The following is a 24,428-nucleotide window of genomic DNA, read 5'->3' on the forward strand; positions in this document are numbered from 1 at the left end:
TGGAGGCGGCCGCCTATCGGCCGGCGCCGGTAGACGCGCGGCCTGCCGTTCGCTTGACGGGCCGAATCGTCGGTCCCGAGCCCGAACCGCCTCTATTCCGCGGCTGAAACGCGCGATGCGCGCCGGTCTCCCCGGCGCGTGTCTCCCAGCTTTTCAACCGAGGAATTTCACCATGAAGACGATTTTTGTCGTTGCCGCGCTCGCGGCCGCAACCCTTGCCGCTCCCGTGTCCGCGCAGGACGCGAGCGGCGGTCATTATGAATGGCAGACCCGCCAGGTGCCGGGACCGAACAAGTCCAATATCAACCCGCGCGTTCGCGTGTGGGTCAAAGACGCATCAATGAATATGGCGGCCTGCGACTGCACCATGATGAAGACCGACGCAGCGGGCTGCATGCACGACATGCCCGGACATCGCATGTCGCCCTCCAAGGGCTGACGGCTTCCGTCCCCCGGCCGACGTGCCGGGGGACATTTCCGCCTGACTCGAAAGAGGGGGACATATGCGCATATATCTTGCGGCAGTTTTGCTTATCCCGACGCCCGCGGCGCTACATGCCGAGCCGATGACGCTCGATACGGCGCTCGACCGCGCGGCATCAGAGGCGCCCGAATTGCAGGGTCGCGAAGCCGGCATCGATGCTGCCCAATCGGCGGCGATCGCCGCCGACCGGCTGCCCGACCCGAAACTCAATATCGTCCTGCAGGATTTCCCGGTGACCGGGCCCGACGCGGGCCGGTTCAATCGCGACGACTTCACGATGCAGGTCGTCGGCGTCAGCCAGGAGTTCCCGAACCCCGCCAAGCGCCGCGCGCGCGCAACGCGTGCGCAGGCCGACATCGGAATCGCCCGCGCCGACGAGGCGGTCACCGCGCAGGATATCAGGCTCGCGACCGCGCTTGCCTGGGTCGACCTTTACTACGCCAAGAAGCGTCTCAAGGAACTCGACCTGCTCGATTCTGGTCTTGAAGACCTTCAAGCGACGGTGACCGCGCGGCTGGCCAGCGGCGCTGCGCGCCCGGCACAGGCGCTTGAACCCGATCAGCTTCGCGCCGCGATCAATGATCGCCGCAGCGCACTCGCCGCCGAGATTGCCCGCGCCCGCGCGCAGCTCGCGCGCTTTACCGGCGACGCAGCCGCCGACACGCTGGGAGACTTGCCGCCGCAAATGATCGACGAGCAAGGATTGCGCTCCGGAATCGACGCCCTGCCAAGGCTGCGCGCGCTCGATGCCCGCGCCCTCGCCGCCGATGCCGAGACCGGTCTCGCCCGCGCAGACAAGCGCCCCGACTGGAGCGTCAACGCGGCCTATGGGCGGCGCGAGCCCAATTTTGGCGACCTCGTCACGGTTGGCGTCACCGTAGATCTGCCCTTCTTCTCGAAAAGGCGGCAGGATCCCAAGATCGCCGCGCGCGCCAGCGAGGCGACGCGCGCCCGGCTCGACCGTGAGGCCGCCAAGCGCGACATCGCGGCGGGGCTCGACGCCGATCTCGCCGATCACCGCATGCATCATGAACAACTCGCCAATGCGCGCACGCGGCTCGTGCCGCTCGCGAAGAAGCGCGCCGAGCTCGATCTCGCCAGCTACGCCGCCGGAAAGCTCGATCTCGGGACCGCACTCCTGTCGACACTCGCGCTCGCCGAGGCCGAAGTCGATGCGCTCGCTCGCGAAGCCGAGGTCGCGCGCGACGCGATCCGGATCAACACTATTTATGGGGAGGCAGGTCGATGACCGATGCAACATCAGCGGCGCGTTGGCGCGCCGGAATATTGGCCGCGGTGCTGATCGCGGGCGGCAGCGGTTACTGGCTGGGACAGAGCGGTCAGAGCGATGCGCCAAGCGAAGCGGCAGGCAGCGGCGGGCGCAAGATCCTCTATTATTATGATCCGATGTTCCCGAACCAGAAATTCGACAAGCCCGGCAAGTCGCCCTTCATGGACATGCAGCTCGAGCCCAAATATGCCGACGAGGGCAGCGGCGCGGCACCGGGCGTGTCGGTCGATCCTGCCGCGCGGCAGAGCCTCGGCATAAGGGTGGTCGTGGCCGAAATGGGCAGCCTCGCGGCGACCTTCGACGTCAACGGCAGCATCGATTTCAACCAGCGCGACGTCACGATCGTCCAGGCGCGCTCGGGCGGATTCGTCGAGCGCGTCTATCGCCTCGCGCCCGGCGACGTCATCGGCGCCGGCACGCCGATCGCCGACCTGCAATTGCCCGAATGGGGCGGCGCGCAGACCGAATATCTGAGCGTCAAGAAACTCGGACGTCCCGACCTCACTGCGGCGGCGCGGCAGCGGCTGCGGTTGATGGGCATGCCCGAAGGCGTGATTGTCGAAGTCGACCGGACCGGACGCACCGGCGGCCGGATGACCGTCCGCGCGCCGATCGGCGGCGTAGTCCAGACGCTGGGCGCGCGTGCGGGCGTGACGCTTGCCGCGGGGCAGACGCTCGCCGAAATCTCGGGGCTCGGCACGGTGTGGCTCAACGCCGCGCTCCCCGAAGCGCAGGCGGGACTCGTACAGGTCGGCCAGCGCGCGACCGCGACGCTCACCGCCTTTCCCGGCGAAGCATTCACCGGCAGGATCATTGCGATCCTGCCCACTGCATCGGCCGACAGCCGGACGCTGACGGTGCGCGTCGAACTCGCCAATCGCGGCGGGCGTCTCCGCCCCGGCATGTTCGCGGTGGTGGCGCTCGGGGGCGATGCCAAACCGGCGCTGCTGGTGCCGAGCGAAGCGGTGATCCGCACCGGCACGCGCAGCATCGTGATGCTCGAGAAGGGCGACGGGCGCTACCATCCCGCCGAAGTGATCACTGGACGCGAAGGTGGTGGCAAGACCGAGATATTGCAGGGGCTCGCTCCCGGCGAAAAGGTCGTCGCGTCGGGCCAGTTCCTGCTCGATTCCGAGGCGAGCCTGACCGGCCTCACCGTCCGTCCGCTGGAGCCCGCGCAATGATCGCGAAGATCATTCGCGCTTCGGTCGCGGCGCGCGGGCTCGTCGTCGCGGCGGCGCTGATCCTGACCCTGCTCGGGATCGCCGCGGTGCGCACGACGCCGGTCGATGCCCTGCCCGATCTCTCCGACGTCCAGGTCATCATCCGCACCACCTATGCGGGTCAGGCGCCGCGGATCGTCGAGGATCAGGTCACCTATCCGATCACGACGACAATGCTCTCGGTGCCCGGCGCGCGCGTCGTGCGCGGCTACAGCTTCGTCGGCGACAGCTTCGTCTATGTGCTCTTCGACGACGGCACCGATCCCTATTGGGCGCGCAGCCGCGTGCTCGAATATCTGAGCCAGGTGCAGAGCCGGCTCCCCGACGGCGCGCGGGCGAGCCTCGGCCCCGACGCGACCGGGGTCGGGTGGATCTATGAATATGCGCTCGTCGACAAGAGCGGCCGCCACGATCTTGCCGAGCTCCGCAGCCTCCAGGACTGGTTCCTGCGCTTCGAACTGAAGTCAGTGCCGGGCGTCGCCGAGGTCGCGAGCATCGGCGGCATGGTGCGCCAATATCAGATCATCGTCGATCCGCAGAAGCTTGCCGCCTTCGGCGTGACCGCAACCGACGTGGCAGACGCCCTCAAGCGCGCAAACCAGGAAAGCGGCGGCGGCAGCCTCGAACTCGCCGAGGCCGAATATATCGTGCGCGCGGGCGGCTATCTGAAATCGCTCGACGATTTCCGCAGCGTCCCGATCCGCACCGCCGGCGGCGGCATCCCGGTGACGGTCGGCGATGTTGCGACGGTCCAGATCGGCCCCGACACGCGGCGCGGCATCGCCGAACTCAATGGCGAGGGCGAGGTCGCGGGCGGCGTGATCGTCATGCGCGAGGGCAAGAATGCCCGCGAGGTCATCGACGGCGTGCGCGCCAAGCTCGCCGAGCTCAAGCGCAGCCTGCCGCCGGGGGTCGAGATCGTCACCACCTACGACCGTTCGGGGCTGATCGATCGTGCGGTCGACAATCTCACCTCGAAGCTCGTCGAAGAATTCATCATCGTCGGGCTCGTCTGCGCGCTGTTCCTGTGGCACGCCCGGTCGGCGCTGGTCGCCATCCTGACCCTGCCGCTCGGCATCCTCATCGCCTTCATCGTCATGCGGCTGCAGGGGCTCAACGCCAATATCCTGTCGCTCGGCGGCATCGCGATCGCGGTCGGCGCGATGGTCGATGCGGCGGTGGTGATGATCGAAAATGCCCACAAGCATCTCGAACATTGGGAGCGCGATCATCCGGGCGAGGAATTGAAGGGCGCCGAGCGCTGGCGCGTCATCACCGATGCCGCCGCCGAGGTCGGCCCGGCGCTGTTCCTCAGCCTTCTCATTATCACCTTCTCCTTCTTGCCGATCTTCACGCTCGAAGGCCAGGAAGGGCGGCTCTTCGCGCCGCTCGCCTTCACCAAGACCTATGCGATGGCGGCCGCTGCGATCCTCTCGATCACGCTCATCCCGGTGCTGATGGGCTGGCTGATCCGCGGAAAGATCCCGGCCGAACAGGCCAATCCGGTCAACCGCTGGCTGACCCGCGCCTATCGCCCGGCACTCGACTGGGTGCTCGAACGGCCGAAAAAGGCGCTCCTCATCGCCGGCCTCGTCTTCGCCACCAGCCTCTGGCCGATGACCCAGATCGGCGGCGAGTTCATGCCGCAGATGCATGAGGGCGATCTCCTCTACATGCCCTCAGCGCTTCCCGGCATCTCAGCAGCGCGGGCGTCGAGCCTGCTCCAGCAGACCGATCGGCTGATCAAGACGGTGCCAGAGGTCGAAAGCGTGTTCGGCAAGGCGGGCCGCGCCGACAGCGCCACCGACCCCGCGCCGCTCGAGATGTTCGAGACGACGATCCGCTTCAAGCCGAAGGACCAGTGGCGCCCCGGCATGACCGAGGAGAAATTGATCGAGGAGCTCGACGCGCGGGTCCGGGTCCCTGGGCTCGCCAATTTCTGGATCCCGCCGATCCGCAACCGCATCGACATGCTCGCGACCGGGATCAAAAGCCCGGTCGGCATCAAGGTCGCGGGCTCGGATCTTGCCGAGATCGACCGCACCGCGAAGCGCATCGAGGGCGTAGTCAGGACCGTCCCCGGCGTCGCCTCGGCGCTGGCCGAGCGCCTGACTGGCGGCCGTTATATCGACGTCGACATCGATCGCGCCGCCGCGGGGCGCTATGGTCTCAACGTCGCCGACGTGCAGGCGATCGTCGCGGGCGCGATCGGCGGCGAGACGATCGGCCAGACGGTCGAGGGGCTCGCGCGCTATCCGATCAGCGTCCGCTATCCACGCGAGATGCGCGACAGCATCGGCGAGCTCGCGGCCCTTCCGATCCTGACGCCGTCGCGCCAGCAGATCACGCTCGGGACGGTGGCGAGCGTCAAGGTCAGCGACGGGCCGCCGATGCTGCGCAGCGAGAATGGCCGCCCGGTGACCTGGATCTATGTCGACAGCCGCGGCCGCGATTTGCAGGGTCTGGTGCACGACATCCAGCGGGCGATCGCGCGCGATGTCGAGCTGCCCCCCGGCGTCAGCATCTCCTACACCGGGCAGTTCGAGTTCCTCGTTCGTGCGACCGAGCGGATGAAGGTGGTCGTGCCGGTCACGCTCGCGATCATCTTCATCCTGCTCTACCTCACCTTCCGCCGCTGGGACGAGGCGCTGCTCATCATGGCGACCTTGCCCTTTGCACTCACCGGCGGGCTCTGGCTGCTCTATCTGCTCGGTTACAACCAGTCGGTCGCGAGCGCGGTCGGGTTCATCGCGCTCGCCGGCGTCGCCGCCGAGTTCGGGGTCGTCATGCTCATCTACCTCAAGCATGCGCTCGCCGATCGCGGCGATGGCGACATATTGGCCGCGATTCGCGAGGGCGCGCTGCTTCGCGTCCGGCCGAAGGCGATGACCGTCGCGGTGATCCTCGCGGGCCTGTTCCCGATCCTCGTCGGGACCGGCACCGGCTCCGAAGTGATGAGCCGCATCGCCGCGCCGATGATCGGCGGCATGCTGACCGCGCCGCTGCTCTCGATGCTCATCATTCCCGCCGCCTATCTGCTGATGCGCAGGCGCGCGGCCCATCCCGTTCAACCCGAAGGAGAAATGACATGAAGAATTTGACCGCCATCGCACTGGGCATCGCGCTCAGCGCAGGACTTGCCGGCTGCGGCAAGCAGGGCGAAGCGCCGAAGACCGAAGAAAAGGCCGCGATGGCCGATGACGCCGGAACCATGGCGATGCCCGCCGAAACCAAACATGGCAAGGGCACGGCGACCGTGACCGCAATCGATAGCGCGAAGGGACAGGTCACGCTCGATCATGGCGCGATCGCCGAACTCGAATGGCCGCCGATGACGATGGGCTTCGCCGCAAAGCCCGAGCTGCTGAAGGACATCAAGGTCGGCGACAAGGTCGCGTTCGAGCTCGACTGGAACGGTAAGGCCGGGACGATCACCAAGCTCGACAAGGCGCCATAATATCCGCCGGCGCGCGCGGCGAAGCCAGTCGTCGCGCGCGCCAGCCCCTTCCTTCCCCGAACCCGGATGCGTCCGGTCGGATCGATCAATCGGTCTGGAGCGCGAGTTCGGTGCCCGCGATCGCCTCGATCACCCGGCATTCGGCGGCCCGGCCGCCCTCGCAGGAGGTCGCGACCTCGGTCAGCGCCGAGCGCAAGGTTTCGAGCCGCGCGATGCGGATGCCGATATCGGCAAGATGCGCGCGCGCGATCGCCGCAGCCTCGCCGCAATCGCGGTCGGGCTGATCCGAAAGCGCCAGCAGCGAGCGGATTTCGGGGATCGAAAAACCGAGCTGCCGGCCGTGGCGGACGAAGGCGAGCCGCCGAAGGTCGGCCGCATCATAGCTTCGCCGTCCCGAAGCGGTGCGCAGGGCTTCGGGCAGCAGCCCGATCTCTTCATAGAAGCGGATGGTGTTGACCTTGGTCCCGGTCTCCCGGGCAAGGTCGCCGATCGCGAGCCGCTTGGTCATATTATGCTTGATCCTCCAGTGACTGGAGGATGTATAGGCGGTCCTCGTCCGAAGTTGAAGGCGGCAAAGCGAAGAGCGCGCCACCACCATGGAGTGAAGACGCGATGGCGGAGGGATCCGAGAACGGCGACGGCTGCGGCTGCACGGGAGACCCGGTGCGCGCGGAAAAGGACCCGGCCTATCGCCGTGCTCTTTGGATCGTGGTTATCCTAAATCTCGGCTTCGGCGCTATCGAGATCGTCGGCGGATTCATCGCCAACAGCCAGGCGCTGAAGGCCGACTCGCTCGACTTCATCGGCGACGGCACCATCACGCTGGCCGGCCTCGTCGCGATCGGCTGGACGGCGCTCGCCCGCACCCGCATCGCTCTTGCCCAAGGCCTGTTCCTGCTGACGCTCGGGCTCGGCGTCATCGGCGTCGCGCTGTGGCGCGCCCTGACAGCGGTTCCGCCCGAAGCCGAGCTCATGGGCGGCATCGGCTTCGTTGCACTGCTCGTCAATCTCACCTCGGCGGCGGTCCTCTCGCGGTTTCGCGAAGGCGACGCCAATGTCCGCGCTGTTTGGCTGTTCAGCCGCAATGACGCGGTCGCCAATGTCGCGGTAATCATCGCTGCGGGTCTCGTCGCATGGACCGGCCAGGCCTGGCCCGACCTTGCAGTGGCCGCCATCATTGCAGCGCTCTTCCTGCATTCGGCCTATGAAATTCTTCGCAGCGCGCGGACCGAGCTGCGCCAACTGTCGGAACAAGGGATTCGTGGTCAGGCTTGACCCTGTAGTTGCTACAGGGTGCATAAGGCCGGCGAATCGACGCAAAGGGAAATGTCGCGAGCATGCTGGATCGACGTCAAGCTGCCGGCCTGATCGCCGCCGAGATGACGCATTACCGGGCCGCGCGGCGGGCCGGCGATTATCCCGCGGCCTGGCGCGCGCTCGAGCGCGCGCACATCGTTGCGCAGCCCTTCTTCGGCATTCACCTGTCGTCGCATGGCCACATGCTCGGTTTCGCGATGGCGCTCGGCGACTGGCGCGAAGCGGCGGGGCAGATTTTCCGGCTGGCCCTCGTCCCTCTGGGATCGCTGACGGGCCGGATCCCGGCAGGCAATAGTGGGCGGGCGCGGGTCAGCGCGTTCCAACCCATGGCGATTCCATCCGATCTGGCCGCCGCGATGTCACGCCGCGACAAACAGATGACGGGTCGATAGGGGGCTTTATGGCTGGTGCGATGATGCGACTGCTGGTGATTGTGGGCGTGCTGCTTTGCACCCTGCAATTCTGTGAGCCCGCGTCCGCGCATATTGCCGATCAAGGCACCGCCTATTCGCTGGACAGGGACGGCGGCAAGCAAGTGCCGGGCGAACCGGCAAAGAAATTCGCCCATAGCGGCCATCATCATTGCCCCATGGCGCCGGACCAGCATCAGACGGTCAGCGAAGCCCCGCTGGCCCCGGCGCGTGGGCCACTATTTGCCGCGCCGGTCGTGCAGCGACCATCGCGCGTCCTGCCGCCCCTTCTCGACCCGCCCCTCGCCTGACGTCTTGACGCGCTCGCGCATTCGCGCGGCGATCTATCGGCTCAATCGAGGATGGAATTATGTACAGGATCGTTGTTGCCCTCGTGGCAGCCACATCGTGCGTTGCGATAGCGCAGGCACAGGAGGTCGGCACCGAAAGCCGGCAGATATCAGGACCGCTCCTGACGCTCGACGAGGCGGTTGCGCTCGCGGGCGGCAGCGCGCCCGCGGCGGAAGCCGCAGCGGCGGACGTTGATGCCGCAAGCGCAGCCCGCCGAGTCGCGGGGCTGCGCCCCAACCCAGCGCTTTCGGTCGAAGTCGAGAATTTCGTCGGCACCGGGCCCTATAATGGCGTCAATGGCGCCGATATCACGGCAAGCGTCGCGATCCCGCTCGAACTCGGCGGCAAGCGGCAGGCCCGGATCGCGGTTGCCGATGCGGCGGCGCACCGCGCGCAAATCGCGCAGGCGATTGCGCAGGCCGATATCCGGTTCCAGGTCACCGAACTCTATATCCAGGCCTCGGCCGCCGAAGTGCGTGTCGCGATTGCCGAGGACCAATATCGTATCGCCGGCGACACGGCGCGCGCCGCGACCATAAGAGTGCAAGCGGGGCGCGCCTCGCCGCTCGAACAAGAACGCGCCGAAGTCGCGCGCCTGACCGCCGAAACCGAGGCCGAGAAAGCGCGCCGCCTCGCCGATGCCGCGCGCGCCAGTCTCGCGCGCCGCATTGGCCGCCCGGTCACCGGCCCGCTCGATGTCGCGGTACTCGGCGGCCCCGGAAGCGGCACCATGGGTCCGCCCCGCCCTGTATCGGCGGCTGGCACGCTCGCGCTGGCGGCGGCCGATGCCGACCTCGCCACCGCGGATGCCGGCGTCGAACTGGCGCGTTCGCAGCGCGTGCCCGATCTTACCGTCGGGCCGGGCGTTCGCCGGCTCGAAGCCACCAACGATGTCGCTGCGGTGTTCAGCGTCTCGGTGCCGCTGCCGCTGTTCAACAACGGACGCGCCGCGGTCGACCAGGCGAATGCCGAACGGCGGCGTGCCGACGCGCAGCGCCGCGTCACCGCGCTCGATATCGAGCAGAAGATCAGCGACGCCGAAGTCGAGGCTGCCAATGCGGCCGCGGCGGCGCGCGTCGCGAGCGGCCCCGCTCTGTCCTCGGCCATGGAAGCCGCGCGCATTGCGCGCATCGGCTACCGCGAGGGCAAGTTCGGACAGCTCGAACTGCTCGATGCCGAACGGACGCTGACCGAGATGCGCTCCGCGTCGATCGAAGCCCTCGCCTCCTATCAACTCGCCAAGGCCCGGTTGGAACGCCTGACGGCTCCCGCGCCGCTCGAAGGAAATTGACCCGATGACTATCACTATCAACCGAAAGCTGCTGCTCGCCGCGACGCTGCCGCTGTTCCTCGCCGCCTGCGGTGGCGGCGAGACCGCCAAACCCGCCGACGAGCATGGCGAGGAAGAGGCCGGCCATGCCGACGAGGGCAAGATCACCCTCACCAACGAGCAGATCAAGATCGCGGGGATCGCGCTCGGCAGCCCGACCATCGGCAGCGCCGGCGCGCTGCAATTGCCCGCAACGATCGAAGGCGATCCGCAAGGAACGCAGGCCGTGTCGGCCGCGATCGGCGGGCGGATCGTCGCGCTCAACCGCAATCTCGGACAGAGCGTCGGCCGTGGGCAGACGCTTGCGATTGTCGAGAGCCGCGAGGCCGCGCAGCTCCAGGGCGAGGTGCAGGCCACGCGTGCCCGATTAGCGCTTGCCAACTCCAATCTCGCACGCGAGGAGCGGCTGTTCGCACAGCGCGTGTCGCCCGAGCAGGATGTGATTGCGGCACGCACGGCCGCGACCGAAGCCAGGATCGCCTATCAACTCGCGCAGCAGCAGGTATCCGCCGCAGGGGGCGGCGGCGGCCAGCTCAACCGGATTGCCATTACCGCGCCGATTTCGGGCCAGGTAATCGCGCGCAGCGTGGTGCTCGGTCAGACGGTTCCCGCCGATGCAGAACTCTATCGCATCGCCAACCTCTCGAGCGTTTCGCTCTCGCTGAACCTCCAGCCCGCCGACGCCGGTCGTATCCGGCCCGGCGCCGTCGTCTCGGTGAGCGCGCCTGGACGCCAGGCGACCGGCAAGATCAGCTTCGTCTCGCCCGCGCTCGATCCGGCCACGAAGCTCGTGCCCGCAATCGCGATCCTCGACAATCGCGCCGGCCAATGGCGCGTCGGCGAAGCCGTGACCGCCTCGGTCGCGCTGGCTGCGAGCGGCGGCGTCGGCTCGATCAGCGTTCCCGCGACCGCGATCCAGACCGTCGAGGGCAAGAGCGTCGTGTTCGTGCGTACCAAGGACGGGTTCGAGGCTGTCCCCGTGGTGCTCGGCGACCGCGCGGGAGCCAATGTCATCGTCCGCTCCGGGCTCAAGGGCACCGAGCAGATCGCCATCACCAACAGCTTTTCGCTCAAGGCCGAGATCGGCAAGGGCGAAGCAGGCGATGAGGACTAAGCCATGATCGCTCGTATCGTTACCTGGGCGGTCGAAAAGCGCTGGCTTGTCGTCCTGCTCACCGCCATCGCCGCCATAATCGGGGCGACAGCATTGTCGCGCCTGCCGATCGACGCGGTTCCCGACATCACCAACAACCAGATCCAGATCAACGTCCGCGCCCCCGCGCTCTCGCCCGAACTCGTCGAGAAGCAGGTCGCCTTCCCGATCGAGACCGCGCTCGCGGGGATCCCCGGCCTCGATCACACAAGGTCGCTGAGCCGCAACGGCTTCGCGCAGGTCACCGCGGTCTTCGACGATTCGACCGACATTTATTTCGCGCGCCAGCAGGTCGGCGAACGCCTCAACGAGGCAACCGAGAATATACCCGACGGGGTTCGCCCGGAGATGGGGCCGATCGCGACGGGTCTCGGCGACGTCTATATGTGGACGGTCCGCCTCGCGCACCGCAAAGACGATGCGCACAAGGCCGGCGAGCCCGGCCTCCAGCCTGACGGCAGCTATGTGACCCCCGAAGGCGAACGGCTCGTCACCGAGGCCGACAAGTCGACCTATCTTCGCACGACGCAGGACTGGATCGTCACGCCGCTCGTCCGGACGGTTCCCGGCGTCGCGGGCGTCGATGCGATCGGCGGCTATTCGAAGCAGTATCTGGTCGTTCCCGACGTGCAGCGCCTCGCCGCGCTCGACCTCAGCCTCACCGAGCTCGCCGAAGCCCTCGAACGCAACAATAGTGCGGTCGGCGGCGGCGTCGTCGAGCGCAATGGCGAAGGGCTCGCCGTTCGTTCGGACGCGTTGGTCCGCGACACCGCCGAGCTGGCACGCACCGTCGTCGCAACGCGCGCGGGCGTTCCGATCACGCTCGACCAGGTGGCGACGGTCCGCACCGGACAGGCGGTTCGCATGGGTTCAGCCTCTGAAAATGGCACCGAAGTCGTCGTCGGCACCGCGGTCATGCGCATCGGCGAGAACAGCCGGACGGTCGCGACCGCGGTCGCAGACCGGCTGAAGGAGGTAAACGCCTCGCTGCCGCCCGATGTCGTTATCGAGCCGGCGCTCGATCGTACCAAGCTCGTCAATTCGACGATCTGGACGGTCGGCAAGAACCTGACCGAGGGTGCGCTGCTCGTCATTGTCGTGCTTTTCCTGCTGCTCGGCAATTTCCGCGCAGCGCTGATCGCGGCGCTCGTCATCCCGATCACGATGCTGCTCACCAGCTTCGGCATGCTGCGCGCCGGCGTCTCGGCGAACCTGATGAGCCTCGGCGCACTCGACTTCGGCCTCATCGTCGATGGCGCCGTCATCATCGTCGAGAATGCGCTGCGGCGCATGGCCGACCTCCAGCATCGCCACGGCCGCATCCTGACCGTCCAGGAACGTCTCGCGACCGTTGCATCGGCCGCGCGCGAGATGGTGCGACCGTCTGTCTACGGGCAGGCGATCATCATCCTCGTCTATGTGCCCTTGCTCACCTTGAGCGGGGTCGAGGGCAAGACCTTCATCCCGATGGCGCTGACCGTGATCATCGCGCTCGCTTTCGCCTTCATCCTCTCGCTCACATTCGTCCCCGCCGCGATCGCGATCTGGCTTTCGAAGCGGGTCGAAGAAAAAGAGGGCCGCATCATGGCGTGGCTGAAGCAACGCTACGAGCCGGGTCTCGACCGCGCGATTAGCAAGCCCAAGATCACCCTCGGCGCGGGCATCGGGGGGTTCGTCATCGCGATCCTCGCCTTCTTCTCACTCGGCCAGGTCTTCCTGCCGCAGCTCGACGAGGGAGATCTCCTGATCCAGGCGTTTCGCGTGCCCTCGACGTCCGTCGAACAGAGCCAGGCCATGCAAGTGCCGATCGAGCGGATGCTCGCAAGGCAGCCCGAGGTCGCGATCGTCTTCTCGAAGACCGGCACGGCGGACCTCGCGTCCGATCCGATGCCGCCCAACGCGACCGACAATTTCGTGATCCTCAAGCCTCGCAAAGAATGGCCCGACCCAAGCCTCCCCAAGGCCGAACTCGTCGAGCGGCTGGAGAAGGAACTGAACAAGATCCCGGGCAATGCCTATGAGATCACTCAGCCGATCCAGATGCGCTTCAACGAGCTGATTGCGGGCGTGCGCGGTGACATTGCGATCAAGGTCTATGGCGACGACTTCGACGCGATGAACGCGACCGCGCAGCAAGTCGCCGCAATCTTGCGGAAGACCGAAGGCGCGAGCGACGTGCGCGTCGAAGAAACCGAAGGTCTCTCGATGCTCGACATTCGGGCGAACCGCGACGCGATGGCGCGGCTCGGCGTCAGCGCGCGTGACGTGCAGGATGTCGTCACCGCAACGATCGGCGGCCGCGAGGCCGGCACGATCTTCGAAGGCGACCGGCGCTTCCCGATCGTCATCCGGCTGTCCGACGCGCAGCGCGCTGACCTGTCGGTGCTCGAACAGGTACAGGTCCCGGTGGCGGGCGGCGCCTTCGTGCCGCTTGCGAGCGTCGCCGATATCCGTATCGTCGAGGGACCGAACCAGATCAGCCGCGAAAACGGGAAGAGGCGCGTCGTCGTCCAGGCCAACGTCCGCGGCCGCGCGATCTCCGACGTCGTGGCCGACGCCAAGGCCGGCATCGCTAAGGATGTTCGCCTCCCCGCCGGCAGCTACCTTGAATGGGGCGGCCAGTTCGAGAATCTCGCCTCCGCACGCGACCGGCTTCAGCTCGTCGTCCCGGCCTGCTTCATCCTGATCCTGCTGCTGCTCTATGGCGCGCTTCGATCGTCGCGCGATGCGGCGATCGTGTTCACCGGGGTTCCGCTGGCACTGATCGGCGGCGTGCTAGCACTGTTCCTGCGCGGGATGGACTTCTCCATCTCGGCAGCAGTCGGGTTCATCGCGCTCTCGGGTATCGCGGTGCTCAACGGCCTCGTGATGGTGTCGTCGATCCAGGAACTGATGCGCTCGGGCATGGCGCGGGCCGAAGCCGCAAGGCAAGGCGCGCTCATGCGCCTTCGCCCCGTCGTGATGACCGCGCTCGTCGCCAGCCTCGGGTTCGTGCCGATGGCGCTCGCGACCGGCGCGGGCGCCGAAGTGCAGAAGCCGCTCGCGACGGTGGTGATTGGGGGACTGATCTCGGCGACCCTGCTCACGCTCTTCGTACTTCCGACCCTCTATGCCCGCTATGGCAGCCGGGAAGCCGACCTGCGGGAAGATCATTTGCAGTACGACGACAGCCTATCTGCGAGCACCCCCTAATGATCAGCACGACAAGACGCGCGGCACGCAAGGCTGCGGTTCTGTTGAACCGGCGGGCGACCATGCTGCTCGCTGGCGCCCGGGCGCCGATTCTCGACGACTTCGTGAACAGGTTGCCACATTGCCCGGCGATTCACATCGTAAGGGATCAGAATTCTAAAAATCTGGATCCAGGTCCAGCCCGGAACGGATGAGGTGCTCGTCACCGGAAGCGCCCAACGAGCCGGGACGAGCAGAGTCGTAAACCGCGGGCATCTTCACGCTTCCGCCGACATCGTCGGTGGAAGCGAGTCGATCATCGCAGACGCGCGCTAGACCTGTCCGATTTCCCCGTGCGTTAGATATTCCGCCCGGTTCGGCGTATCTATACCGATTTGAACATCTATCTGCTCCGCAACCGCTTGGCTGGAGTGGGTGGAAATCGCTGCCGGAGAACATGACAACGTCCTCTTCCGCCTCGGCCGGGCAGCCGTTTCCGAAGGGGTCACGCCGTTGGCGTTCCACTCCAGCAATTTTGACGCAACCCAGCCGATCGGAGGGACCGACTCATTCTACTGCGCGCTTGGGCCCCGATCCGGTAGTTGCAGCACGCTAAGCGCCAATCCTTTCCTAGACACACCCGTCGGCTCGCCGTCATCATATTACGTCCTTATTACGCGAGACGAAATGCGGCTCGACGTAACGCGGCATATTACGCCGCCTTTTGGCGTAAGTGACTGGAATTACTAGGAAAACTGGAGCGGGCGAAGGGATTCGAACCCTCGACCCCAACCTTGGCAAGGTTGTGCTCTACCCCTGAGCTACGCCCGCTCTGGCGGCTGAAACCGGTCGGTTCCAGCGGGTGAGGCGGGCGCTTAGCATCGGGTTTTTGAGTCGGCAACCCCCCTTCATGCTTTTCGCATCTTATCGCGGGCGAAGGGTTGGCATATTCGCCGCAATTCCCACATAGATGGTCCGGCATTTTGAACAGGAGCATGACGCGTGGCCACTTTGGGTCTGAACCCCACCGAGAAGGAAGCCGTCGAAGCCTTCCGCCGCGACGTCGTCGAGCCGTCGATGACCAAATTGGTGATCCTGGATTTCTGGGCCGAATGGTGCGGGCCGTGCAAGCAGCTGACCCCGATCCTGGAAAAGGTCGCCGCCGATTATGCCGACAAGGGCGTGCTGCTCGCCAAGATCGACGTCGATGCGAATCGTTTCATCGCCAGCCAGTTTCAGGTGCAGTCGATCCCGACCGTTTATGCGATTTTCCAGGGCCAGCCGGTCGCCAACCTGACCAACGCGCGCACCGAAAGCCAGTTGAAGACGATGCTCGACCAGCTGCTCGCGCAGCTGCCGATCGAAAGCGAAGCGACGGCGCGCGCGGTCGAGATTGCGCCGCTGATCGACATGGGCGAGTCCGTCTTGGCCGAAGGCGACGGTGAACGCGCTGCCAGCATCTTCGGCCAGATCCTCGAGATGGCCCCCGACAACGCCGCGGCGCATGGCGGGCTGGTCCGCGCCTTTGTCCTCGCGGGTGACCTGACCAGCGCGCAGGGCGCGCTCGACATGGTACCGGCCGACATCGCCCACGATCCTGCGATTGCGCAGGCGAAAAGCGCGCTGGCACTCGCCGCCGATGCGCCCGACGCGGGTGAGCTAGCAGCGTTCGAAGCGGCGGTCGCCGCCAACCCCGACGACCATCAGGCGCGCTTCGACCTGGCCAGCGCGCAGATCGGCGCGGGCCAGCGCGACGCCGCCGCCGACAATCTGCTCCACATCGTTGCCGCCGATCGCGAATGGCAGGAAGACGCCGCGCGCGCCAAACTGCTGTCGCTGTTCGAAGCCGTCGGGCTGGAAGATCCCTGGGTCGCCGCCCAGCGCCGCCGCCTGTCGCTGATCCTGTTCGGCTGATGGGCGACACCGCGCCCCTGACCATCCAGCGGATCGCAATCTTTCCGCTGCCCGGCGCGGTGCTGTTTCCTGGGCTGCACCTGCCGCTGCATATTTTCGAGCCGCGCTATTCGGCGATGGTGCAGGAGGTGCTGGCGCGCGACCGCCAGATCGGGATGATCCAGCCGCGGATGCTGCCTGGCGACGAGAGCCGTGAGCCGCCTGCGCTGTATGACGTCGGCTGCGTCGGCCGGATTGTCGATGTCGAAGCGCTGGACGAGGGGCGCTTCAATCTGGTGCTCGAAGGCGTAGCACGGTTTCGCGTCCGCCGCGAACTCGATGTCATCACGCCCTTTCGTCAGGTCGAGGCCGAGATTGAGGCCGAGCTTGAGGACGACGCCGTGCTGTCGAGTGTCGAGCGCGCCAGCCTGGAGCGCGAGGCCAAGCGCTTTGCCGCGCGGCAGGGCTATGTCGTCGATTGGGATTCGGTAGGCCAGCTCGACGATGCGACGCTGGTCAATGGGATCGCGCAGGTGGCACCGTTCGATGCTGCTGCGAAACAGGCATTGCTGGAAGCGACCCCGATCGATGCGCGCGCTGAGCTGGTCGTTCAGCTGATGCAGTTTTTCGGGCGTTACGACAGCGACGACGGCCGCGCCACGCTGCAATAATCGGGCGCTCAGTTCAATTTGCGAGGCGCTGCGTAGCGCGTAATATCCGTCAGCGCGCGGCGCACGATATGGCGGTCGCTTTCGCGCAGCCGTTCTGCGACTTCGTTTACCCTGAGCTGATCGCGGACCAGTGCCGTTTCGGCGGCGAGGCGCGCCGCGATGCGATCCTTATCGGCCCGCGGAGCGCGCGACAGGGTGGTGCGGCGACGCGCTGCCCATTCGGCGACCAGCCGGTCGGCGACGAGGGCGGCAAGGCTGTCGCGCGCCGCTCCTTCGGTCGCCGCTTCAGCGATAGGATCGATCAGCCAGTCGTCGGCGCCGTCGGCCTGAAGCGCATCGAGCGACAGCGTCGCGGTGACGTGCCGCCGCCCCGCCGAGCGCTGGTCGCCGTGCAGGCGGAGGCGCAGCGCCTGTAGTTCGGCGCGCAGCTGCCAGTTCACATAGGTGGTGAAGCGCGCCCGCGCCGGATCATAGCGTTCGGCGGCGCGGTGCAGCGCGATGGCGCACACCTGCGCCGCATCGTCGGCGACGTCGCTGAGCCCATAGCTGCGGGTGAAGTAGCGGATGCGCGGCGCTGCCAGAGCCGCGAGCCGCGCGAATGCCCGATCGGCGAGTGCCCGCGCTCGCGCGCCCGGCGCCGCGTCGAGTGCGGTTCGCGCCTGGATATAGTCTTTCACAGCTGTTTCGAGCGCGTCACTTTTTGCCGACATGGTCCGTCCCCATCGTACCGCGGCAGGGTGCCGCTTGGGCCGGGATAGGGAAAGATGATGAGCGGCAGACTGATGGTGGGGTAGGTAGAAATACCTATATGGGCGCTTCCCCATTTGCCGTTCATGTCGAGCGAAGTCGAGACACCCATCGACCTGACTTCGCCCCGGCAGCGTGTCTCGACTTCGCTCGACATGAACGGACTGGTGGGTTGAGCCTAGACCTCGGCCCCCGCGAGCAACCTTGGCAAATCGCCCGCCTCGCCGCGCGCCTCGTCCATGAAGAAGCGCTTCAGCATTGGGAGCCGCTGGACCGCGCTCAAGCCGGTGCGGCGGACCGCGGCGGCGGTGCGGCCGGGAATGCCGAACAGCCGGGTCAGCCCGTCGGTCGCGAGGCTGACCATCATATTATCGAGTCCACGCCAGCGCTGATAGCGCGCGAGCAAGGCGGCATCGCCGAGGTCGAGCCCGAGCCTGGCGCCCTCGACCAGCACCTCGGTCAGCGCCGCAACGTCGCGCAGCCCCAGATTCAGCCCCTGCCCCGCGATCGGATGGATGCCGTGCGCGGCGTCGCCCACCAGCGCGATCCGCTCGGCAACGATCGACGCGCTGTGATGGAACCCCAGCGGATAGGTCATCCGCGGCGCGACGAGCTGCATCGCGCCGAGCACTCCGCCCGCACGCTTTTCGAGTTCAGCGACGAAGCCGCGGTCGCCGAGCTTGGCAAAGCCGGGACCGTCTTTTTCGGCGACCGTCCACACAAAGGCCGAGCGGTGCCGCCCCTCGGCGTCATCGACCAGCGGGAGCAGCGCGAAGGGGCCAGAGGGGTAGAAGATTTCATGCGCGACATTGCCATGCGGCTTGTCGTGCGCCACCGCGCCAATCAGCGCATGGTGATGATACGACCAGTTGGCGATGCTGAACCCCGCGGCGTCGCGCGTCGGCGAACGGCGGCCCTCGGCGACGATCAGCAGCGGGGCGACGAGCCTCGTCCCGTCAGCGAGGGTCAGAGTGACGCCATGGGCATCGATATCGCGCGATTTCCATGCGGCGGGCATATGCAGCCGGACCAGCGGCGCAACGGCGAGCGCCGCGGCGAGCGCGAGGCGGAGCTGAAGGTTCTCGATCATCGTGCCCAGCGGCGGGTCGCCATCGGCGGTTACGAAATCGAGGATGCCGCCGCGACCGCTGTCGGGGGCGCCGTCGGCCACCTGAATAGCGCGGATCGGGCAGCCATGACCCTTGAGCCGCTCGGCGATCCCCAGCACTTCGAACATCTGCCAGGTCGCGCTGGCAATCGCCGACGCGCGGCCGTCGAAGCCGGGCGCGATCGTCGTGACCGGGTCGGCGGGATCGACGATCTGGACCGACAAGCCATGGTGCGACAGGGCCAGGGCGAGCGCCTGACCGACCAGGCCGCCCCCAGAAATCAGGACATCGCTGCGCAGGGTTTCACTCATGAAACCGCCCTAGCGCGCGGCGCGCGGCTTGGAAAGGCTGTGGATGCGTACCGGGCCGCGCTTGACGGCGAGTCCGGCGCATGTGCATATCGCCGTGGTGTATCGATGGGGACCGTAAACAGCATGGCCAGCCGCAAGGGCGCACCGATCAAGGCCGATTGGCGCACCGTTTTCCGCCAGAGCATTGCGCGATCACTGGTGATCGGCGCCGCGGCGGCGCTCGGGCTGTTCACGCTGTTTCTGGCGCTCGCGCTGGCGACTTATGACAGCACCGATGCGGCGCTGAACACCGCCGCTGCTGGTACCGCCGCCAACTGGATGGGCAGCATCGGCGCGTGGTTCGCCGATCTGGGGCTGTCGATTGGCGGGGTTGGGATTGCGCTGCTGGTGCCGCTGCTCGGGCTCTTCGCATGGCGGCTTTGGCTGGGTGAAGCGCAGCCCTATTGGCCGCGCCAGCTTGCCTACAGCTTCGTCGGTATCTTGCTCGTCGGGCTGGGCGCCGAACTGTGGTCGCCCGCGACCAGCGCGCCGATGCCCGCGGGCTGGGGCGGCCTCATCGCGCTGCTGATCGGCGGCGCGATCACGCCGCTGTTCGCCGCAGCGGGCGAACCCGCCGCGGCGCTGATCCGCATTGCCACCATCCTGCTGCTGGTCACCATCGGGCTGTGGCTGGCGTGGCGCGCGCTGCGGCTGGAAAAGGGATGGGCATCGCGCTTCCGCCTGCCCGCTGCCGAGCGCAGCCGCATCGCCGAGCCAGTGCGCGCCGCTGATGATGGCACCAAGGCGCCGACGATGATGGAGCGCGTTGTCCGCCCGCGCGCGATCGCCGAGCCGAGCGACCGTGCGCCGCCCGAGATCGCCGACCCAGCACAGCGCACCGCACCCTCGAAACCCCGTCCCAAGCCGCAGACCGAGCTGTTCACCAACTACCAGCTGCCCTCGATCGACCTGCTCGCGCCGCCCCCGCCGGGACCGACCGGGCAGATCGACAAGGCAGGGCTGGAGCGCAACGCCCGCCTGCTCGAATCGGTGCTCGAGGATTTTCAGGTCAAGGGCGTCGTCACCGCGGTGCGCCCCGGCCCCGTCGTCACCATGTACGAACTCGAACCGGCGCCGGGGACGAAAGCGAGCCGCGTGTCGAACCTCGCCGACGACATCGCGCGCAACATGTCGGCGCTGTCGGCGCGCATCGCGCCGATTCCGGGCCGCACCGTGATCGGGATCGAACTGCCCAACGCGCACCGCGAGGCGGTGGTGCTGCACGAAATCATCGGTAGCGCCTTGTTTCAGGATCAGACCGGCGCGCTGCCGATCATCCTGGGCAAAAATATCAGCGGCGACCCGATGATCGCCGACCTGGCGCCAATGCCGCACCTGCTGATCGCAGGGACGACCGGGTCGGGTAAGTCGGTCGGGCTTAACGCGATGATCCTGTCATTGCTCTATCGGCTTGGTCCCGATCAGGTGAAGATGATCATGATCGATCCCAAGATGCTGGAACTCAGCGTCTATGACGATATTCCGCATTTGCTCGCGCCGGTGGTCACCGAACCCAAAAAGGCGATCCGCGCCTTGAAATGGGCGGTCGAGCAGATGGAGGACCGTTATCGGATGATGTCGTCGCTGTCGGTGCGCAACCTCGCGAGCTACAACGACAAGGTCCGCGGCGCGCTGGCCAAGGGCAAGTCGCTCGGGCGGCGTGTCCAGACCGGTTACGACCCCGACACCGGCCAGCCGATCTATGAGGAAGAAACGCTCGATTATGCGCCGCTGCCGCAGATCGTCATCGTCGTCGATGAACTCGCCGATCTGATGATGACCGCGGGCAAGGAAGTCGAATTCCTGATCCAGCGCCTCGCGCAGAAAGCGCGAGCCGCGGGCATCCACCTGATCCTCGCCACCCAGCGCCCCTCGGTCGACGTCATCACCGGCGTCATCAAGGCAAACCTGCCGACGCGTATCAGTTTCAACGTCACCAGCAAGATCGACAGCCGCACCATTTTGGGCGAGGCGGGCGCCGAGCAACTGCTCGGCAAGGGCGACATGCTCTATGTTCCCGGCGGCAAACAGATCACGCGCATCCATGGCCCCTTCGTATCCGACGACGAGGTGCGCGCGGTCGCCGACCATTGGCGCGGGCAAGGCCGCCCCGACTATGTCGAAAGCGTCACCGAGGATCCCGAGGATGGCGGCTTCGCGATGGAAGGCGCCCCGGCGGGCGGCGACAGCGCCGAGGACCGCATGTATGCCAAGGCCTGCCAGATCGTCGTCGAAAGCCAAAAGGCGTCGACCAGCTGGCTGCAACGCCAGCTGCGCATCGGGTACAACAGCGCCGCGCGACTGATCGAACGCATGGAGGAGGAAGGGCTGGTCAGCCCGCCCAACCATGTCGGCCGCCGCGACGTGCTCACCGATCAATATGGCCAGCAGCGGTGAGGAACCTTCACCCGGCTCGCGGTTTGAACGGCGTCTGACGAGCAGGTTCACGGCGGGTTCAATGCCCGTCTGCGATGAGCCGAGCGAATATAGAACAGAATGAGAGTCCCATGACCCTGAAGAATCCCCTCACCCGCCTAGCTGCCTGGACGCTGACGCCCTTGGCCGTCGCCGGGCTTGCGGTCGGCGTTCCCGCGATTGCGCAGCCATCGTCGACGCTGGCGTCGGTGCAGTCGCACCTGAAATCGACCGGATCGATGACCGCCGATTTCGTCCAGACCGACCGCAACGGCCAGCGCCTGTCGGGCAAGCTGACCCTCAAGCGCCCCGGCAAGATCCGGTTTCAGTACCAGAAGAATGTTCCGCTGCTGATCGTTGGCGACGGCAGTTCGCTGACGGTAATCGATTACGAAGTGCGGCAGGTACAGCGCTGGCCGGTGAAAAATTCGCCGCTTGCCGCGCTGCTCGACCCCGACCGCGACCTGACCAAATATGCCAGGGTCGTGCCCACCGGCAGCAACGATGTGCTGAGCGTCGAGGTTAAAGACACGAAGCGCCCCGAATATGGCACGATCACGATGGTGTTCGTCCGGGACGGCGGCGCGCCCGGTGGCCTGCGCCTGCGCGGCTGGGTCGCGCTCGATTCGCAGAACAACCGGACGCGGATCGACCTCAGCAACCAGAGATTCAACGTCGCCGTCGCCGATTCGGCGTTCCGCTGGACCGATCCGCGCCCGAACAAGCGCGGTCGCTGAACGAAAAATTCGGGCCGGGGCGTTTTCTTGCAAAATTCCTCAGCCTTTTTCCGCCGAACCGTCGCCCAGCATCGACGAACTGCAAAATCGGCGCTGCGCCGCCGTTTTTCGTTCAGCTTGGCGACAGGGACGCGGGGCTATTTCAACTCTCGAAGACGCCAACACGGCCCCGGATTTGGGTTTCCCCCTGTTGCCCCACCCGGATTGCCCGGTGTCTTCATTCAAGAGCGTGACGAACGCTGACCTTGAACCCCCGTTCCACCGCCCCTGGGACGGGGGTTTATGATTCCCGGCGCTGGCACACGCCAAGCATCCTCGTTGCGCCGCGCGCGCGGCGCCGATAGAGCCACCGCATGACTCGCACCAGCATCGCTTCGTGGAATATCAACAGCGTCCGCGCCCGCATCGGCATTGTCGAAAAATTCCTGCGCGAAGAAGCCCCCGACATTCTGTGCCTGCAGGAAACCAAGGTCGAATGCGGCACCTTCCCGCAGGAGATGTTCCGGGCGCTGGGTTACACCCACATTGTCACCCACGGCCAGCGGATGCACCATGGCGTCGCGATCGTCAGCAAGGTGCCGCTGGCCGACGTCCGCAAATATGACTGGCAGGCGAATGGCGAGGCGCGCCACGTCGGAGTGACATTGCCGGCGGGAGTCCGGCTCGACAATGTCTATATCCCCGCGGGCGGCGACATTCCTGATCGTAATCTCAACCCCAAATTCGGGCAGAAACTCGATTTCTTTGGCCGGATGACCGAATGGTCCGGGGCGCTGAACGGCACCCCCACCGTGCTGACCGGCGATTTCAACGTCGCCCCGCTCGAATGCGACGTGTGGAACCACAAGGCGCTGCTCGACGTCGTCAGCCACACCCCGATTGAAGTCGAAACGCTCGCGCGGTTGCAGGCGGCGTCGAACTGGGTCGACCTCGGTCGCCATTTCATTGCCGCGCCGACGCCCTTGTTCACCTGGTGGAGTTACCGCGCCAAGGATTGGGAGGCGTCGAACCGCGGTCGCCGCCTCGACCATATGTGGGTCACCCCCGACCTGCTCGACAAGGCGGTGTCGCACCGCATCGTCCAGCCAGCGCGCAGCTGGGAACGACCATCGGATCATATTCCGCTGATGACGGAATTTGCCTTTTGAGCGACGCCGACCATAGAGGCGCCCGCCGCGCCGCGCGCGCGATCGACGCGCTGCGGCGCGGCTGGCCCTTTCGCGTCGAAGGTGCGGGGGGCACGCTCGACCTGCTTGCGGTCGAAAGCGCGCGCGACGACGCGCTAACCGAATTTGCCAGCCACGATGTCCTGCTGTCGGGCGAACGGGCGGTGACGCTGAAACTGACGAACCAGCGCGTCGCGGCGACGCCGGGTCCGGTGCGCCTCGCCGCAGCCGCCAGCACGGTCACCGCGGCGCTGGCGATAGCCGACCCGGCGCTCGACCTCGCCCACCCGCTCAAAGGGCCGTTTCGTACTATCCCGACCGGCGGTGACGACGCCGCCGCCGCCGTGATGACGATGGCGCGCCACGCTGGCCTGCTCCCGGCCTTTTTTGTGCGCGAAGCGGTCGGCGAGGCGGAGACACGGTGCACCGCCGACGATGTTGCGGCGCTCCTGGACCCGGCCCGCCTTCAGATCGCCGCACGCGCGCGCCTGCCTGTGGCGGCCAGCGAAACCACCGAAATCATCGCCTTTCGCTCGCCCGACGAGGCGTCGGACCATATCGCGCTCGTCATCGGCCAGCGCGACGGAAATCCGCCGGTGGTGCGCCTGCACAGCGAATGCCTGACCGGCGACGTGCTGGGGAGCCTGAAATGCGATTGCGGGCCGCAGCTCCACGCCGCGCTGCACGCGATGGCTGATGCGCCGTGGGGGGTGCTGCTGTACCTGCGGCAAGAGGGGCGCGGGATCGGGCTGGTCAACAAGCTGCGCGCCTATGCGCTGCAGGATCAGGGCTATGACACCGTCGATGCCAATCTGCGGCTGGGTTTTCCGGTCGAGGCGCGCGATTTTGCAATCGCGGGACGGATGCTGGAACTGCTCAACATCCCGCGCATCCGGTTGATGACCAACAACCCCGAAAAGGTCGCGCGGCTGGAAAAAGAAGGCGTCCCGGTGGTCGAGCGACTGCCGCTAGCATTGCCGACCAACAAGTTTAACGAGCAATATCTCGCGACGAAGCGCGACAGGACGGGGCACCAGCTTTAGCCGACCTCGTCATTGCGAGGAGCGACGCGACGCGGCAATCCAGAGCCCGGCGTAAACTGCTCTGGATTGCTTCGCTTCGCTCGCAATGACGTCGATTTTTATTGCAGGAC

20 protein-coding genes and 1 tRNA gene are annotated in these 24,428 nt (G+C 66.6%); 17 read left to right on the forward strand and 4 right to left on the reverse strand.

The genetic code is table 11. The annotated features are described in order from the left end of the window. Positions 1-172 precede the first annotated feature (172 nt). The 5 genes from B4F07_RS08525 (at position 173) to B4F07_RS08545 (ending at position 6,455) form a co-directional block, all read left to right on the forward strand. A complete protein-coding gene (locus B4F07_RS08525) occupies positions 173-439 on the forward strand; it encodes a hypothetical protein (protein ID WP_058455288.1) in 267 nt (88 codons plus the stop codon). Between the two features lie 64 nt (positions 440-503). Next, entirely contained in the window at positions 504-1,733 is a 1,230-nt protein-coding gene (locus B4F07_RS08530) for a TolC family protein (RefSeq protein WP_188235735.1), read from the forward strand. Next, the gene (locus B4F07_RS08535; RefSeq protein WP_058455289.1) at positions 1,730-2,959 is read left to right on the forward strand and encodes an efflux RND transporter periplasmic adaptor subunit; all 1,230 of its coding nucleotides are present in this window, start codon (positions 1,730-1,732) and stop codon (positions 2,957-2,959) included. Before B4F07_RS08530 ends, B4F07_RS08535 begins: the two co-directional genes overlap by 4 nt. Then, a complete protein-coding gene (locus tag B4F07_RS08540; protein WP_293644790.1) occupies positions 2,956-6,090 on the forward strand; it encodes an efflux RND transporter permease subunit in 3,135 nt (1,044 codons plus the stop codon). The genes B4F07_RS08535 and B4F07_RS08540 overlap by 4 nt, the downstream gene beginning before the upstream one ends. Then, positions 6,087-6,455 (forward strand): copper-binding protein, encoded by a 369-nt coding sequence (locus tag B4F07_RS08545; RefSeq protein ID WP_011542714.1) that lies wholly within the window; start codon positions 6,087-6,089, stop codon positions 6,453-6,455. Before B4F07_RS08540 ends, B4F07_RS08545 begins: the two co-directional genes overlap by 4 nt. 85 nt (positions 6,456-6,540) lie before the next feature. Here the strand turns inward: B4F07_RS08545 and B4F07_RS08550 are convergent, their stop codons facing one another. After that, positions 6,541-6,963 (reverse strand): MerR family transcriptional regulator, encoded by a 423-nt coding sequence (locus B4F07_RS08550; RefSeq protein ID WP_011542715.1) that lies wholly within the window; start codon positions 6,961-6,963, stop codon positions 6,541-6,543. Positions 6,964-7,067: 104 nt separating this feature from the next. On the opposite strand from B4F07_RS08550, the gene B4F07_RS08555 reads away from it, so the two are divergent. The 6 genes from B4F07_RS08555 (at position 7,068) to B4F07_RS08580 (ending at position 14,208) form a co-directional block, all read left to right on the forward strand. Continuing rightward, complete coding sequence (locus B4F07_RS08555) at positions 7,068-7,730, forward strand: cation transporter (RefSeq protein WP_041383325.1); 663 nt, start codon at positions 7,068-7,070, stop codon at positions 7,728-7,730. A 62-nt stretch (positions 7,731-7,792) separates the two neighbouring features. After that, entirely contained in the window at positions 7,793-8,164 is a 372-nt protein-coding gene (locus B4F07_RS08560) for a DUF3703 domain-containing protein (RefSeq protein WP_011542717.1), read from the forward strand. A gap of 20 nt (positions 8,165-8,184) precedes the next feature. Continuing rightward, complete coding sequence (locus B4F07_RS08565) at positions 8,185-8,493, forward strand: hypothetical protein (protein ID WP_041383326.1); 309 nt, start codon at positions 8,185-8,187, stop codon at positions 8,491-8,493. 59 nt (positions 8,494-8,552) lie between these two features. Next, positions 8,553-9,824 (forward strand): TolC family protein, encoded by a 1,272-nt coding sequence (locus B4F07_RS08570; protein ID WP_011542719.1) that lies wholly within the window; start codon positions 8,553-8,555, stop codon positions 9,822-9,824. 4 nt (positions 9,825-9,828) lie between these two features. Continuing rightward, positions 9,829-10,977, forward strand: a complete 1,149-nt coding sequence (locus tag B4F07_RS08575; RefSeq protein ID WP_011542720.1) for an efflux RND transporter periplasmic adaptor subunit — start codon at positions 9,829-9,831, stop codon at positions 10,975-10,977. Between the two features lie 3 nt (positions 10,978-10,980). Further along, positions 10,981-14,208 (forward strand): efflux RND transporter permease subunit, encoded by a 3,228-nt coding sequence (locus B4F07_RS08580; RefSeq protein ID WP_011542721.1) that lies wholly within the window; start codon positions 10,981-10,983, stop codon positions 14,206-14,208. Between the two features lie 735 nt (positions 14,209-14,943). Here the strand turns inward: B4F07_RS08580 and B4F07_RS08585 are convergent. Continuing rightward, positions 14,944-15,018: transfer RNA gene (locus B4F07_RS08585), tRNA-Gly, on the reverse strand. Between the two features lie 171 nt (positions 15,019-15,189). On the opposite strand from B4F07_RS08585, the gene B4F07_RS08590 reads away from it, so the two are divergent. Together B4F07_RS08590 and B4F07_RS08595 are read left to right on the forward strand one after the other, a co-directional pair. Beyond that, positions 15,190-16,101, forward strand: a complete 912-nt coding sequence (locus B4F07_RS08590; RefSeq protein WP_293701563.1) for a tetratricopeptide repeat protein — start codon at positions 15,190-15,192, stop codon at positions 16,099-16,101. Then, the gene (locus B4F07_RS08595; RefSeq protein WP_293701561.1) at positions 16,101-16,751 is read left to right on the forward strand and encodes an LON peptidase substrate-binding domain-containing protein; all 651 of its coding nucleotides are present in this window, start codon (positions 16,101-16,103) and stop codon (positions 16,749-16,751) included. Before B4F07_RS08590 ends, B4F07_RS08595 begins: the two co-directional genes overlap by 1 nt. Before the next feature lie 8 nt (positions 16,752-16,759). Here the strand turns inward: B4F07_RS08595 and B4F07_RS08600 are convergent, their stop codons facing one another. Both B4F07_RS08600 and B4F07_RS08605 read right to left on the reverse strand, forming a co-directional pair. Beyond that, positions 16,760-17,461, reverse strand: coding sequence for a sigma factor (locus B4F07_RS08600; RefSeq protein ID WP_293701560.1), 702 nt, complete (start codon positions 17,459-17,461; stop codon positions 16,760-16,762). A 215-nt stretch (positions 17,462-17,676) separates the two neighbouring features. Continuing rightward, positions 17,677-18,918, reverse strand: coding sequence for an FAD-dependent monooxygenase (locus B4F07_RS08605; RefSeq protein ID WP_293701559.1), 1,242 nt, complete (start codon positions 18,916-18,918; stop codon positions 17,677-17,679). 123 nt (positions 18,919-19,041) lie between these two features. On the opposite strand from B4F07_RS08605, the gene B4F07_RS08610 reads away from it, so the two are divergent. The 4 genes from B4F07_RS08610 to ribA all read left to right on the forward strand — a co-directional run bounded on the left by B4F07_RS08610 (position 19,042) and on the right by ribA (position 24,318). Then, positions 19,042-21,354, forward strand: a complete 2,313-nt coding sequence (locus B4F07_RS08610) for an FtsK/SpoIIIE family DNA translocase (protein ID WP_293701558.1) — start codon at positions 19,042-19,044, stop codon at positions 21,352-21,354. A 110-nt stretch (positions 21,355-21,464) separates the two neighbouring features. Next, positions 21,465-22,109, forward strand: coding sequence for a LolA family protein (locus tag B4F07_RS08615; protein ID WP_293701556.1), 645 nt, complete (start codon positions 21,465-21,467; stop codon positions 22,107-22,109). Between the two features lie 353 nt (positions 22,110-22,462). Further along, a complete protein-coding gene (locus B4F07_RS08620) occupies positions 22,463-23,257 on the forward strand; it encodes an exodeoxyribonuclease III (protein WP_293701553.1) in 795 nt (264 codons plus the stop codon). Beyond that, positions 23,254-24,318, forward strand: coding sequence for a GTP cyclohydrolase II (gene ribA, locus B4F07_RS08625; protein ID WP_293701550.1), 1,065 nt, complete (start codon positions 23,254-23,256; stop codon positions 24,316-24,318). The genes B4F07_RS08620 and ribA overlap by 4 nt, the downstream gene beginning before the upstream one ends. Positions 24,319-24,428 lie beyond the last annotated feature (110 nt).

Source organism: Sphingopyxis sp. UBA6723, assembly GCF_002454115.1.
In the GTDB taxonomy this organism is placed as follows: Bacteria; Pseudomonadota; Alphaproteobacteria; order Sphingomonadales; family Sphingomonadaceae; genus Sphingopyxis.

What these genes read in the sequence shown, in the direction of transcription:
- B4F07_RS08525 (WP_058455288.1), top strand. Translation starts at nt 173, where the DNA reads ATGAAGACGATTTTTGTCGTTGCCGCGCTCGCGGCCGCAACCCTTGCC.
- B4F07_RS08530 (WP_188235735.1), top strand. Translation starts at nt 504, where the DNA reads ATGCGCATATATCTTGCGGCAGTTTTGCTTATCCCGACGCCCGCGGCG.
- B4F07_RS08535 (WP_058455289.1), top strand. Translation starts at nt 1,730, where the DNA reads ATGACCGATGCAACATCAGCGGCGCGTTGGCGCGCCGGAATATTGGCC.
- B4F07_RS08540 (WP_293644790.1), top strand. Translation starts at nt 2,956, where the DNA reads ATGATCGCGAAGATCATTCGCGCTTCGGTCGCGGCGCGCGGGCTCGTC.
- B4F07_RS08545 (WP_011542714.1), top strand. Translation starts at nt 6,087, where the DNA reads ATGAAGAATTTGACCGCCATCGCACTGGGCATCGCGCTCAGCGCAGGA.
- B4F07_RS08550 (WP_011542715.1), bottom strand. Translation starts at nt 6,963, where the DNA reads ATGACCAAGCGGCTCGCGATCGGCGACCTTGCCCGGGAGACCGGGACC.
- B4F07_RS08555 (WP_041383325.1), top strand. Translation starts at nt 7,068, where the DNA reads ATGGCGGAGGGATCCGAGAACGGCGACGGCTGCGGCTGCACGGGAGAC.
- B4F07_RS08560 (WP_011542717.1), top strand. Translation starts at nt 7,793, where the DNA reads ATGCTGGATCGACGTCAAGCTGCCGGCCTGATCGCCGCCGAGATGACG.
- B4F07_RS08565 (WP_041383326.1), top strand. Translation starts at nt 8,185, where the DNA reads ATGATGCGACTGCTGGTGATTGTGGGCGTGCTGCTTTGCACCCTGCAA.
- B4F07_RS08570 (WP_011542719.1), top strand. Translation starts at nt 8,553, where the DNA reads ATGTACAGGATCGTTGTTGCCCTCGTGGCAGCCACATCGTGCGTTGCG.
- B4F07_RS08575 (WP_011542720.1), top strand. Translation starts at nt 9,829, where the DNA reads ATGACTATCACTATCAACCGAAAGCTGCTGCTCGCCGCGACGCTGCCG.
- B4F07_RS08580 (WP_011542721.1), top strand. Translation starts at nt 10,981, where the DNA reads ATGATCGCTCGTATCGTTACCTGGGCGGTCGAAAAGCGCTGGCTTGTC.
- B4F07_RS08595 (WP_293701561.1), top strand. Translation starts at nt 16,101, where the DNA reads ATGGGCGACACCGCGCCCCTGACCATCCAGCGGATCGCAATCTTTCCG.
- B4F07_RS08600 (WP_293701560.1), bottom strand. Translation starts at nt 17,461, where the DNA reads ATGTCGGCAAAAAGTGACGCGCTCGAAACAGCTGTGAAAGACTATATC.
- B4F07_RS08605 (WP_293701559.1), bottom strand. Translation starts at nt 18,918, where the DNA reads ATGAGTGAAACCCTGCGCAGCGATGTCCTGATTTCTGGGGGCGGCCTG.
- B4F07_RS08610 (WP_293701558.1), top strand. Translation starts at nt 19,042, where the DNA reads ATGGCCAGCCGCAAGGGCGCACCGATCAAGGCCGATTGGCGCACCGTT.
- B4F07_RS08615 (WP_293701556.1), top strand. Translation starts at nt 21,465, where the DNA reads ATGACCCTGAAGAATCCCCTCACCCGCCTAGCTGCCTGGACGCTGACG.
- B4F07_RS08620 (WP_293701553.1), top strand. Translation starts at nt 22,463, where the DNA reads ATGACTCGCACCAGCATCGCTTCGTGGAATATCAACAGCGTCCGCGCC.